We start from the raw sequence: 12,883 nt of genomic DNA on the forward strand, positions 1-12,883 counted from the left end.
CGGTAGCCCGCCTGTCCTGTCAAGATCGGCAGTGGGCCGCTCACTGGCGCCGGTCGTTGGGCGGCGGATATCCGCGGTCCTTGACGAACGGCTCAGTCGTCGGCGCGACCGTGTGCAGCGGAACGGCTCCGGCCTGGGCCAGGTCCTCGTACGTGTTGGCGGTCGAGCCCCAGGTCGTGGCCTGCACGTCGGTCGCACCGACCGGCCCGCTCACGCCCTCGACGGTGATGACGAACCTGCTCCTGGCCCCCGGCCGTACGTCGTCCACGAACGACGTGGCCCCGCCGACGAGCTTGCCCGCCGCGTCACGCAACAGGGCCGTGACGGCGAGCCCGCCGGCGGGCTTGCGGAACGGGTCGAGCACGTAGCCGGTGACGAGGTAGGACCCGTTCGTCAGCTTGTCGGTGCGGACGTCCGAGATCGGGAACTTGAGGAACGCCGACGGGACGCGCGGGATGGACCGCCATGAGGCGGGACGGTAGTCGATCTTCACGCGCACCGGCTGGGCGTGGCTCGTGACCTGGCCGCTGAAGGCCAGCGGACGGCCGGGCGGCACCGCGTCCAGCGGCTGCTCCTGGTGGACGACCTCCTTGCCGGCGGCGTCCACGGCCGTGATCACGGCGACGGCGTTCTCCCCGAAATGCCAGCGGTTGGGGTTGCTCAGCACCCCCGCCCAGGTCACCGCGTATCCGGCCCCCGAGCGCACGATCGAGGACACCTGCTCCTTGAGGGCCAGCGGTTGCGGGCCCTCCTGCTTGTCTTCCCTCGCGCACGACGCCATCGCCAGCGCGGCGATGGCGAGTGCGACGGTCATGTGGCAACGTCGCGTCACTTAGCCGTCATAACCGCTGAATGGGACGCCGCCTCCGGGACACGCGCGCTTCCGCCGGTATCTTTACCGGCGGTCTATCGCGGGCGGACCACGCGTGACTCGTCCCAGACCGGATCGGGCGACTCGTACACCCGCCCGTCGGAGCCGAAGACCAGGTAGCGGTCGAAGTCGGCCGCGAACCAGCGGTCGTGCGTCACCGCCAGCACGGTGCCCTCGAAGGCGTCCAGGCCCTGCTGCAGGGCCTCGGCGCTGGCCAGGTCGAGGTTGTCGGTCGGCTCGTCGAGCAGCAGCAGCGTGGCGCCGGACAGTTCGAGCAGCAGGATCTGCAGGCGGGCCTGCTGGCCCCCCGACAGCGTCTCGAACCGCTGCTCGGCGACCCGGCCGGCGAGTTCGTAGCGGGCCAGGGCCTTCATCGCCTCGTTCTTCAGCCGGGCGTGCTCGGTCATGACGATCTCGCAGGGCGTACGGCCGAGCAGTTCGGGCCGGGCGTGGGTCTGGGCGAAGTGCCCGGGGACGACCCGCGCGCCGAGCCGCATCGTGCCCGAATGACGCACGTCCTCCCCCGCCACCAGCCGCAGGAAGTGCGACTTGCCCGAGCCGTTCGAGCCGAGCACGGCGACCCGCTCGCCGTACCAGACCTCCAGGTCGAACGGCTTCATCAGGCCGGTCAGCTCCAGGCCCTCGCAGATCACCGCCCGCTTGCCCGTACGGCCGCCGCGCAGGCGCATGCTGATGAGCTGGTCCTTGGGCGCGAGCTCCGGCGGCCCGGCCTCCTCGAACCGGCGCAGCCGCGTCTGCGCCGCGTGGTAGGCGGAGGCCATGCCGTCGTTGTAGGTGGCCTTCTGCTTGAGCATGACCACCAGACGCCTGAGCTTGGCGTGCTCCTCGTCCCAGCGCCGGCGCAGCTCGTCGAGCCGCTCGCCCCGCTCCCTGCGGGCCTGCGCGTACGTCCCGAAGCCGCCGCCGTGGATCCAGACGTTGCCCGACTCGACCGTGACGATCCGGTCGGCGGCGTTGGCGAGCAGCTGCCGGTCGTGGGAGACCAGCAGCACGGTCTTGGGCGTCTCGCGCAGCGCCGTCTCCAGCCACACCTTGCCCGGCACGTCGAGGTAGTTGTCGGGCTCGTCGAGCAGCAGCACCTGGTCGGGCCCGCGCAGCAGCGCCTCCAGCACCAGCCGCTTCTGCTCGCCGCCGGACAGCGTGGCGACCTCCCGATACTTCACCCTGTCGTACGGCGTGCCGAGGGCGGCCATCGCGCAGGCGTCCCAGAGCACCTCGATGTCGTAGCCCCCGGCGTCGGTGTAGTCGGTGATCGCCTGGGCGTACCGCATCTGGGTCTTCTCGTCGTCGCGCTCCATCATCGCGAGCTCGGCGGCGTCCAACCGTTCCGCCGCCGTCCTCACCCGTTCCGGCGCGACGCTGAGCAGCAGGTCCTGGACCGTACGGCCGTCCCGGATGTTGCCGACGAACTGCCGCATCACGCCGAGACCGCCCGAATGGGCCACCGTGCCCTCGACCGGCTGGAGATCGCCCGCGATCATCCGGAGCAGGGTCGTCTTGCCCGCGCCGTTCGGGCCGACCAGGGCCGCCTTGACGCCCTCCCCCACCCGGAACGAGACGTCGTTCAGGAGCATCCTGCCGTCCGGCAGCACATGCGTCAGATGCCCGACCTCGACGTGTCCCACCGCGAATCTCCCGCTCGGATATGCTCATGCGCTTCCCGCGCAGGCTACTCATCCCCTTCGCAAGTGGCATCTCGTTATTTCGTCGGCCGCCGGCCCCGTCGAGAGGAGATCTTCGAGGCTGGGCCCAGGGGCTGAGCTGACCGGCCTCGAAGCGTTCCCATCTCCGGACTGTAGGAACGGTTCGCGGCTAAGTGTTCGTATGAGGCGAAGGGAGGGGCGTCCTCACACAGGCCGAGCTTGATCGATCACCGCGGTTCGAAGCGTTCCACCCCTCGCGGCCATACGAACGGTTACCCTATAAGTGTTCGCATGGGCCAGGGGAAGGAACACTTGTGGCTGAGTATGTGGCCATGATGTGGGCGGGGACTCCGAACGGCGCCACACGAGCGGAGCGTCAGTCTTGCCACTACAGGGCCTACCTGCCGGACCTCCTGGTGGACCGCCCCTTGATTCTGTCAGGGCGACGTGCGGCAGACGTGAACGACGCCGAACAGCGGCTCATCGAGCTGGGGACTTCATCACGGGCTCTCGTCAGTCTGGAAGCCCTGGCCAGGCTTCTCCTGAGAGCCGAAGCCGCGGCGAGTTCCTTCATCGAAGGTCTGCAGATCAACGTCCGGCGACTGGCCAAGGCGGATGTGGCATCACGTACCGGTATAGAGACACGTGACGACACGGCCTATGCCGTCCTTGGAAACGTCCGGGCGATGGAATCAGCCCTCGATCTCGCGGACGCGCCGAGGATCCACGTGCAGGACATACTGACCCTCCACCGGAAGTTGCTCGGCGGAACTCGGGACGAACGCTTCGGCGGACAGATCAGGACCGAGCAGAACTGGGTCGGTGGGACCGGGATGTCACCGTGCACAGCCGATTTCGTTCCTCCCCCACCCGACCGGGTCCATGATCTGCTCGAGGACTTGTGCGCGTACATATCAGGAGACGAACATCCCGCTCTGGTTCAAGCCGCCATCGCTCACGCTCAGTTCGAGACGATCCATCCGTTCGTCGACGGCAACGGCCGCACGGGGCGGGCACTCATCCACCTGATCCTCAAGAGGCGGGGGCTGGCACCCCGTTTCGTCCCGCCGATCAGTCTGGTTCTGGCGTCGCACGCCGACGCCTACGTCTCCGCGCTCACGGCGTACCGCTACGAAGGAGCCGCCGACTCACCCCGGGCTCAAGAGGGAATCGGCGCCTGCATCGATCGATTCACCGCGGACACCACTCGGGCCGTCATCGACACAGACCGATTCGGCGCGGAGCTGGACGCCATGGAAACGGAATGGCGGAAGAAGCTGGGGAGAGTTCGTGCGGGGTCGTCCGTCGATCTCCTCCTGCGAGTGCTTCCCTCCGCTCCCGTACTCACAGTCGCCACCGCCGCCGATCTGATCGGACGATCCACACAGCGCGCCAACGACGCCGTCAACCAGCTCGCGGCAGCGGGTGTGCTCAAACAGACCACTATTGGAAGACGCAACCGCGCATTCGAGGTACCCGAGCTCATCAACGCTCTCACCGGATTCGAGCGAGCCCTCGCCAGCCCCCTGGGTGACACTCGCCAGGCACCACCCGCGCGTCCGGTCCCCTACCGCCCATGAGGGCGCTTGCGCGCCCCGATGCCTGCCGCCGCCAGTAGCCGGTCAACCGTCCGCCAGTTGTTCGCGAAGTGCCGCCATCGATCTTGCGGTGCCGGCGGGGCGCTCGCGCCTTCTTCTCAGCGCCGATCCCGGCCAGTTCGTCGAACAGCGTGACCTACTGCGCCGCCGCGGCCTCGGCCGCCTTTGACAGACACGCGTGAGCGTGCGCCGGCGCAGGTAGGCGTCAGGGCTCGGGTCTGCAGAGGGTCATAGCTTGCAGGCGGGCTGCCCGACCTCGACATGCCCCACGTGACGCCCCTTCCAGATTTCCCGGAGAGGCTACCTGCCGCTGACCACACCGGGCACGCCATTTTTCCGCCGTCACGACGGCCTGCGGCCCCGGAACATCGGCATCGTGAACCATTCCGGAGGCGGCCGGTAATAACGGGCGACCATACCCGCCGTCGCGAGAGGCGACTGATGAAGGGGCCCACCATTCATGCCGGAATCCGCCACGGCCGTCGACGCCGCAGACACGACGCTGATCCAGCGGTCGTTGGGGGAGCCCGAGGTCTTCGCCGTGCTCTTCGACCGGCACGCGCCCTCCCTGCACCGGTACGCCGCCCGGCGCCTGGGGCCGGACAACGCCGAGGACGTGGTGTCCGAGACGTTCCTCGCCGCGTTCCAGAACCGGCATCGCTACGACGTCCGGCACGCCGACGCACGTCCCTGGCTGTACGGCATCGCCTCCAACGTCATCGGCAAGCGCCGCCGCAGCGAGATCACCGTCTACCGGGCGTACGTCCGCGGCGGCGTCCATCCCGCGGACGTGTCCGGCGGCCTGGTGGAGGACGAGGTGACGACGCTGGCGGTGAACCGGCCGCTCGCGGCGGCGCTCGCCGCGCTCAGACCGGGCGACCGCCACGTGCTGCTGCTCGTCGCCTGGGCCGACCTGACCTACGAGGAGGTGTCGCGGGCGCTCGGCATCCCCCTCGGCACCGTCCGCTCACGACTCAACAGAGCACGCAGGAAGATCCGCGAGGCACTGACGATCAAGGAGGACCACGATGGATGAGATCACCGCTGTCAGACGACTGTGGACCGAGGTGCCCGAAGGGTCGGACGAGGACCTGCGCGGCGCGCGCGGCGCGCTGCTGGCCGCGGCCCGCGCGCCGCGATCCCGGGCCTGGATGCTGCGAATCCCCCGGACAGGACTGAGGATCGCGCTCGCGGGCGGCGTGGCCGCCGCGCTCACCGCGGGAGTGCTCGTGGCCGAGATCCGGCCGGACGGATCTGATTCCCGCGGCGTCGCCGGGATGCCGGCCGCGCCTCCGGCGAACGCGCGTGAGCTCCTGGAGCGCGCGGCGCGGACCGCCGCGGCCGAGCCGGAGCTACGGCCTCGCCCCGGTGAGTACGTCCACCTCGAGATGCGCACGGTGAGCTACGTGTCCATGGAGGGTGCCGGGATGCAGGTCACCGGCACCGAGGAGCGCTGGATCCCGGCCGGCGGCACCGGACCCTGGCTCAGCAGGGAACGGCAGATCAGCACGGCTCCGGCTCCGGGCATCGCACTGCCCAGCCCGCAGCCGCAGCTCCAGAGGGAGCCCGAGGACACGCTGACCGAGACTCCCGCCTGCTCGTCGGCCGACACCGTCACGGCCTCCCGGATGGCCACCTGGCCCCTCGACGAGGCCTGGCTGCGGCGGCGGATCGAGACCGAGGCGGCCAAGGCCACGGCCGTGCCGGAGCACCTGCGGTTCTGGGGGGCTGTCGGAACGTTCGTCCGCGAGAGCGCCTTTCGTCCCGCTCTCACGGCGGCGCTGTTCCGGATCGCCGCCGGAGTCGACGGGATCACGATGGTGCCGGACGCCGTGGACGCGGCGGGCCGGCACGGCATCGGGGTCACGATGGAGGAGGACCACACCCGGACCGAGCTCATCTTCGACAAGAGCACCTACCGCTACCTGGGCGAGCGTACGGTGGCGACCCGCGACAGGACGACATCGTTCACGAGCCGGCCCCTGAGCGACGCGGACGTCGACCGCATCGTCCGCGACGGGGTGTCCAAAGGCATGAACGCCGAGACGCTGCGCCGTGAGCTCGAACGGGACAGGAAGCCGAGGAAGGTGACGATGCGTACGCCGAAGGGAGCGGTGATCGGCTCCAGGGCCGTCGTCGGGGTGGACGTGGCGCAGGACCTGCCCTCCCTCGCACCCCACCCCTCCCACGTCAAGGTGCCCTGCTGACGGTTCGCCCCGCCGCGTACGGGAACCAGGATCCGGCCCTGGGATCTGGTGTCCGATCTTTTCCACAGTCCCGGAATCTCTTGACCTGGTGGCGAATCGCCCAGAAATAGCCTGGCTTTTCAGGGGATTTCCGAGTCAAAGGGGCCGGATATGTCAACAGATCCGATCCTCGACTGCCCGCTCGACCAGATCCCGGAGGGCCCGGAGTTCATCGAGGCCGCCATGCGGTGGCACTTCAGCCCCGAGACCGGCTCGCCATACTGGCTGGACCGGGCGAAGACGCTCGGCTTCGACCCGCGTGAGGACGTGCGCACCTTCGAGGACCTGCGCCGCTTCCCCAACGTGGCCAACGAGCTGCGCGACGTCCGGGTGGAGGACCTGATCCCCCGGGGGTACGGCGCGGACGCGGACGTGATCGGCGTATACGAGAGCGGCGGCACCACCGGGCCGCCCAAGCGCGTCGTGCTGCTGCGGGACTGGGTGGAACGGCTGATGCACCGGACCGAGCAGGACCTGCGGGCGAGGGGCTACCCCGAGAGCGGCCACTGGCTGTCGCTCGGGCCGACCGGGCCGCACGTCTTCGGCGAGCTGGTCCGCTGGCAGGCCGCGCGGCGGGGCGGCATCCGGTTCACGGTCGACATGGACCCCCGGTGGGTGAAGAGGTGCATCGCCGAGGGCCGCGCCGACGAGGCCGAGCGCTACGCCGAGCACCTGATCGACCAGAGCGTCTACATCCTGGAGACCCAGGACGTGCGGGTCCTGGTGACCACTCCGCCGCTGCTGACCCGGCTGGCCCGCAGGAGGGCGCTCGTCGACCTGATCAACACGAAGGTCGGCGCCATCAGCTGGGGCGGCGCGCACATGGACCCCGACACCCGCTACCTGCTCCGCACCGAGGTCTTCCCGAACGTCAAGCTGTACGGCACGTACGGCAGCACGATGATCCTCGGCGGGCTGGCCGAGCGCGTCGCGCCGCCGGAGGAGGACCTGGTCGTCTTCGACACGTTCTCGCCCTACATCACGTTCTCGGTGGTGGACCAGGAGACCGGGGAGGCCGTCCGGTACGGCGACCGCGGCCAGGTGGTGATGCACCACGTCAGCAAGAGCTTCCTGCTGCCCAACAACCTCGAACGCGACCTGGCCACCCGCGTGGCGCCGCCGCCGGGGCAGATGGGCGACTCCGTCGCCGACGTCGGCCCGCTTCCCACCTTCGAGAACGAGACGGTCATCGAGGGGGTGTACTGATGGACGAGCTGATCCGGCTCGACGCGCTGGGCGCGGGCGGGCCCTACCACAGCCGCAGCCGGCTGACGATCACGGAGCTGACCGGGACGCCGGTCGCCGAGCTGAGCCTGGTGCCGCGGCTGTTCGTCCAGCGGACGATGGCGGCCCTGCGCGAGGCGCGGACCCTGCCGGCCCACGAGCGGGCGGCGGCCCTCGCCCGGGCGGGACGGCTCTTCGCGACCGGCGTGGTGGACGGCGTTCCGGCGGAGGAGTACCAGCACATCGTCAGCCGCGTCTCGGGGATGCCGATCACCGTGGTCCGCTCGGCGACCTCGGGCATCGGACGGCGCGCCGGAGAGGCGTACCGCACCACCCGGTACGCCCGTCCCGAGGGCGCGGTGGACGACTGGCGCGACCCGCTCACCCGCAACGGCCAGGCGGTCTGGACACGGCGCGGCGACGTCTTCGCCGTACACGCCGCGGGCAACCACCCGGGCGTGCACACGTTGTGGCTGGAGGCCCTGGCGCTCGGCTACCGGGTCGCGGTGCGCCCCTCGCGGCGCGAGCCGTTCACGCCGCACCGCCTGATCACGGCGCTGCGGGAGTCGGGGTTCGGCGACGACCAGGTGGTGCTCCTGCCGACCGACTACACGGTGGCCGACGACATCATCCGCGACGCCGACCTCGCCATGGTGTACGGCGGCGAGGAGGTCGTGAACAAGTACGGCAACGACGTCAGGGTGCTGCCGCAGGGCCCGGGACGGTCCAAGATCCTGCTCACCGGGCACGACTGGGAGTCCCACCTGGGCACGATCGTGGAGTCGGTCAGCGCCTTCGGCGGGACGGCCTGCGTGAACACCACCGCCGTCTTCGTGGAGGGCGATCCCGCACCGGTGGCCGAGGCCGTCGCGGAACGGCTCTCGACGATCCCGAGCCTGCCGCCGGAGGACGACGGCGCGGTGCTGCCCGTCCAGCCGGTCGCGGACGCGCACGCGATCGAGAAGTACCTGCTCGACCACGTGAACGGCGCGACGCCGGTGCTCGGCGGCGACGGCGTGGTGGACGACCTGGGCGACGGCAGCGGGGTCCTGCGGCCGGCCGTCTTCCGGGTGGACCGGCCGGACGCGCCCCAGACGGGCATCGAGCTGTCGTTCCCCTGTGTGTGGTTCGCGCCCTGGAGCCGGGCGGACGGCATCGAGCCGCTGCGGAACACGCTCGTGCTGACCGCGATCACGGAGGACGCCGGGCTGGTCGACCACCTGGTGGAGGACCCGTCGATCAGGAACGTCTACCTGGGGGACACCCCCACGTATCTGATGCCGCCGTGGGTTCCGCACGACGCCTACCTCGGTGAGTTCCTCATGCGTACGAAAGGCGTCATCCGCACTTAACCAACGGATAAAGGCCCAGTAGATTCTGGGCCATGCGCAGGACGACACGATGGCGGCGCCGCCTGCTGTGGACGCTCGCCGTCGTCGTGGTGCTCGCGGTGGCCGCCGTCGGCGGCGCGGGCTGGTACTACTCCGGCCTGGTCATCGATCCCGTCCACACCTCCGGATATCCCCTGGAGGTGACGGCCGTCAGCGGCGACCAGGTCACGATCAAGGGCGGCGCCGACACGGCCGCCCCCGGCACGTACGGCCTGACCTGGGCGGACGGCAACGCGCTGGTGGGACAGGTGATCACGACCGGGGCCGGCACGGTGACCAGGAAGGTCACCGAGGTCGTCCACGGCGAGCTGCGGCCCGGAGTGCACGCCTACCTCGACCGCTGGCTGTGGGGCCACGCGACCCCGGCCGCCGCCGGCGTGCCGTACACGGACGTGAGGATCCCCTCGCCGCTCGGCGACTTCCCCGGCTGGCGGACCGAGGGCACCTCGACGACCTGGGTGATCGCCGTACACGGCCGCAACGGCGGCCCGGCGGAGGCCCTGCGCGTGCTGCCGGTTTTCCACAGCCTGGGGATGCCGGTGCTGGGCATCACCTACCGCAACGACGAGGACGCCCCGGCGAGCTCCGACGGCAAGTTCCACCTCGGCGCCACCGAGTGGCAGGACGTGGCGGCGGCCATCACGTACGCCAAGAGCCAGGGCGCGACCGGGATCGTCCTGTACGGCTGGTCGATGGGCGGGGGCATCGTGCCGATGGCCGTACGCAACCTGCCCGGCGAGCCGATCAAGGCCATGATCCTCGACAGCCCGGTCATCGACTGGCGGGCGCCGATCGCCCTCGGGGCCGAGCAGATGGGCGTGCCCGGCTTCCTCGTGTCGGTGGGCGAATGGGTCATCGAGCGGCGCACCGGCGTGTCCTTCGACGACATCGACCACCTGCGGCACGCCCGCGAGTTCAGGATCCCCGCCCTGGTCTTCGTGGACGACGACGACGCGACCGTGCCGATCGGCCCGGCGCTGCGGTTCGCCGAGGCCCGCCCCGACATCGTCAGGCTCGTGCGGACGAGCGGAGGCGGGCACACGGGCTCCTGGAACGCCGACCCCGCACGCTACGAGCGGGAGGTGAAGGAGTTCGTCGCGTCGATCAGCTCGGGATGACGACGGTCATCGAGGTGCCGACCAGGGTGAAGCCGAGCCGTTCGTAGACGCGTCTGGCCGGGTTGCCCTCGGACACGACCAGGCCCAGCCGCTCCCATCCGCCTGCCGCCGCCCTGTCCCGTGCGGCGGCCAGCATGCGCGCGCCGAGGCCGGAGGGTGTGCGGGCGGGGTGGCGGAAGACCTCGACCACCCAGGGCCGGTCGTGGAAGAGGGTGACCACCGCGCCGCCGGCCACCACGTCGTCCCGGTCCACGGCGAGCACGCTGCAGGGCAGGATCTCGCCGGTCACCTTCCCCTCCAGCAACGGGGTGAGGATGTCGCGCAGCGCGGCGGCGTCGTCCACGTTCCGGTGGTCGGGGTGACCCGGCGGATAGGCCGCCCGCCACGCCGCGAACACCTCCTCTGGAGACCGGTCGCAGGGCACGAACCGGAAGCCCTCGGGCGCCCCGGTCTCGGCGGGTGGCGCCGTACGCAGCTCACAGGTCATCTCGTGGGCGTGCCGCATCACGCGCGCGCCGCGTGCGACCAGCGCCTCGCCCAGATCGACCGGCCCCGCCACCGCCCAGCCCGGCAGCTTCGCCATGATCGCGTCGACCGCCCCCGGGCCCATGACCTCGACCAGGTCGGCGCACGGCAGCCCGTACCGCTCGTCCTCGACATAACTGAAGGCCGGGACGCCGTCCGCCCCGGCCAGAATCACTCGTTCCACAGGAGGGAGGCTTCCGCAGCCCGCAAGGGCGGGCAACACCTTTTCGCCCCGCGAGCACAGAATCAACCGGAGGAAACGGCGGCCGCGGCCCTTTTCCGAGCCGGGTGACGGGTCGCGTCGTCGCCTGCCACGGGCTGCTCCTGGCGCTCGTGCACCCGGCGCTCGTCGCGTACGACCTGACTACGGCCGGCTCCGGGTGCTGGAGGGAGTGGGAGCCGTTGTGCCGGACGGGTGGCGCGGCCCATAGGCTAAGCCCCCCGTCCGCACTGTCTGGGGGAGTCATGACCAGTAGGTTCACCGAGTTGGTTGTCGACTGCCACGATCCGGAGCGGCTCGCGGCCTTCTGGTGCGCGGTCCTGGACTTCAAGGTGATCGACCGGAGCGAGGGCAAGGTCGAGATCGGCTCCTGGGAGCCGACCGTCGAGGAGGTCCGGGCCCGCCAGATGCCGCCCACTCTGGTGTTCATCCGGGTGCCCGAGGGCAAGACCGTGAAGAACCGGCTCCACCTCGACGTCAGCCCGATCGACGGCAGTACCGACGACGAGGTGGCCAGGCTGCTCGGCCTCGGCGCCGCCAAGGTGGACGTGGGGCAGGGCTCCGGCCGGAGCTGGGTGGTCATGGCCGACCCCGAGGGCAACGAGTTCGATGTCCTGCGCACCCTGGCACCGTCCAGGTACGTGATCGGTCCGGAGGGTTAGTGGTCGTAGGCGGTCAGTGAGCGCAGGACGGGCTGTCCGCTCTGGCCGTTGTGCCAGATGGCGGTGGTCAGCAGATGCCGCAGGTGAGCGCGGGCGTGGCGGAGCCACTTGGCCTCGGAGGTGAACCGAGGAAAGCGCCCTCTGCCGAACCTCGCCTCCGCCGGCCCGGCCGCTGTCGCGTCCGCGTCTACGTGCGGAAACAGGAGGAGGCCATGACGTACGAGTCCGACGGCCCGTCGAGGAGCACCTGGTCCTCGTCTTCCCCGGCACGTCCGGAAAGACCGTCTTCCTCCGGGATTGAGCGGGACTTGCGTAGCGGGCGCCGGAGATCGGCTTGGAAAAAGATGGCGTGGCCCGGGAACAACGAGTGCGGACACGTGGTTGGATGAAGCGTGGCCGGTGTGCAGGTGTCCCCGGGCCTCACCTAATTTGCCTTCGCGGACTACCGTTCGGCTGGAGCCGCGTTGTGCCTTTCGCCGAGAGGCGACCCGGCACCGGCACCACACGTGCAGGACCCCGGCAGGAGATCCTCCTGCCGGGGTCCTGGCGTCTCCGGAGCCTCTTGGGAGGTGAACCGTTCACCCCCACAGACCGTCTGACCCCTGCGGATATCACCCGTCTTACCCTTTGCATCCACTTTTGTCGGCTGCGGGTGACAAGATGCGTCCGTGCCGGATCTGGATCCCCAGTCGATCGCCTCCTACTGGGACGCGGAGGCAGACACCTTCGACGACGAAGCCGACCACGGGCTTCGCGACCTCCGGGTCCGCGCGGCCTGGGCGGGACGGCTGCGGTCCTGGATGCCGCGGCCTCCCACCGACGTCCTCGACCTGGGCTGCGGCACCGGGTCGCTGACGCTGCTGCTGGCCGAGCAGGGACACCGGCCGGTGGGCGTGGACCTGTCCCCCAGGATGGCCGAGGCGGCCCGGGGCAAGCTCGCCGCGGCGGGCTTCACCGCGCCCGTCCTCACCGGCGACGCGAGCGACCCGCCGGCCGCCGCCGGAACCTCCTTCGACGTCGTCCTGGCCCGGCATCTGCTGTGGACCCTGCCCGCACCGGAGCGCGCGTTGCGCACCTGGATGAGTCTGCTGCGCCCGCACGGCCGGCTGATCCTCATCGAGGGCAACTGGCAGGCCTCCGGGGACGGCCCGCCGTACGTGCCGGGCGCCGGCTCCCTGCCCTGGCTCGGCGGGGTGAGCGCCGAACCCCTGGTCGAGGTGCTGCGGCCGTACGCCGCGAGCGTGGGGGTGGAGCCGCTGACCGACCCCGTGCTGTGGGGCAAGCCCATCCACGACGAACGGTACGCCGTCATCGCCCACCGCTGAGCCTGCGCTTTTTCCGGAAAACACGCAATGCCGAATCCG

At 70.4% G+C, this 12,883-nt stretch carries 11 protein-coding genes; 8 read left to right on the top strand and 3 right to left on the bottom strand.

Features of this window, described 5'->3' with window-relative positions; genetic code table 11:
- Positions 1-40: 40 nt before the first annotated feature.
- Entirely contained in the window at positions 41-814 is a 774-nt protein-coding gene (locus QSK36_RS40245; protein ID WP_285786033.1) for a hypothetical protein, read from the bottom strand.
- Between the two features lie 92 nt (positions 815-906).
- Positions 907-2,517: an ABC-F family ATP-binding cassette domain-containing protein gene (locus tag QSK36_RS40250; RefSeq protein ID WP_285786034.1), complete on the bottom strand. Its 1,611-nt coding sequence runs from the start codon at positions 2,515-2,517 to the stop codon at positions 907-909.
- 332 nt (positions 2,518-2,849) lie between these two features.
- Here QSK36_RS40250 and QSK36_RS40255 point away from each other — a divergent pair, with 332 nt between their 5' ends.
- The 6 genes from QSK36_RS40255 (at position 2,850) to QSK36_RS40280 (ending at position 10,112) form a co-directional block, all read left to right on the top strand.
- Complete coding sequence (locus QSK36_RS40255; protein ID WP_285786035.1) at positions 2,850-4,115, top strand: Fic family protein; 1,266 nt, start codon at positions 2,850-2,852, stop codon at positions 4,113-4,115.
- 478 nt (positions 4,116-4,593) lie between these two features.
- A complete protein-coding gene (locus tag QSK36_RS40260; RefSeq protein ID WP_183543287.1) occupies positions 4,594-5,169 on the top strand; it encodes an RNA polymerase sigma factor in 576 nt (191 codons plus the stop codon).
- Complete coding sequence (locus QSK36_RS40265) at positions 5,162-6,340, top strand: CU044_5270 family protein (RefSeq protein ID WP_285786036.1); 1,179 nt, start codon at positions 5,162-5,164, stop codon at positions 6,338-6,340. The genes QSK36_RS40260 and QSK36_RS40265 overlap by 8 nt, the downstream gene beginning before the upstream one ends.
- A gap of 150 nt (positions 6,341-6,490) precedes the next feature.
- Entirely contained in the window at positions 6,491-7,585 is a 1,095-nt protein-coding gene (locus QSK36_RS40270; RefSeq protein WP_285786037.1) for a phenylacetate--CoA ligase family protein, read from the top strand.
- Positions 7,585-8,955 carry an aldehyde dehydrogenase family protein gene (locus tag QSK36_RS40275; protein WP_183543281.1) on the top strand — a complete coding sequence of 457 codons (1,371 nt, stop codon included), beginning with the start codon at positions 7,585-7,587 and terminating at the stop codon, positions 8,953-8,955. Before QSK36_RS40270 ends, QSK36_RS40275 begins: the two co-directional genes overlap by 1 nt.
- Before the next feature lie 32 nt (positions 8,956-8,987).
- On the top strand, positions 8,988-10,112 hold the full coding sequence (locus QSK36_RS40280; protein WP_285786038.1) for an alpha/beta hydrolase family protein: 1,125 nt from the start codon (positions 8,988-8,990) through the stop codon (positions 10,110-10,112).
- On the opposite strand, the gene QSK36_RS40285 is transcribed toward QSK36_RS40280, so the two are convergent.
- Positions 10,099-10,821, bottom strand: a complete 723-nt coding sequence (locus QSK36_RS40285; protein ID WP_221264454.1) for a GNAT family N-acetyltransferase — start codon at positions 10,819-10,821, stop codon at positions 10,099-10,101. The two genes, QSK36_RS40280 and QSK36_RS40285, sit on opposite strands and share 14 nt — an antisense overlap.
- A gap of 281 nt (positions 10,822-11,102) precedes the next feature.
- On the opposite strand from QSK36_RS40285, the gene QSK36_RS40290 reads away from it, so the two are divergent.
- Both QSK36_RS40290 and QSK36_RS40295 read left to right on the top strand, forming a co-directional pair.
- A complete protein-coding gene (locus QSK36_RS40290) occupies positions 11,103-11,519 on the top strand; it encodes a VOC family protein (RefSeq protein ID WP_285786039.1) in 417 nt (138 codons plus the stop codon).
- 668 nt (positions 11,520-12,187) lie between these two features.
- Positions 12,188-12,844, top strand: a complete 657-nt coding sequence (locus QSK36_RS40295; RefSeq protein WP_285786040.1) for a class I SAM-dependent methyltransferase — start codon at positions 12,188-12,190, stop codon at positions 12,842-12,844.
- The last annotated feature ends 39 nt before the right edge of the window (positions 12,845-12,883 follow it).

This window comes from Microbispora sp. NBRC 16548 (genome assembly GCF_030268985.1).
GTDB lineage: Bacteria > Actinomycetota > Actinomycetes > Streptosporangiales > Streptosporangiaceae > Microbispora > Microbispora catharanthi.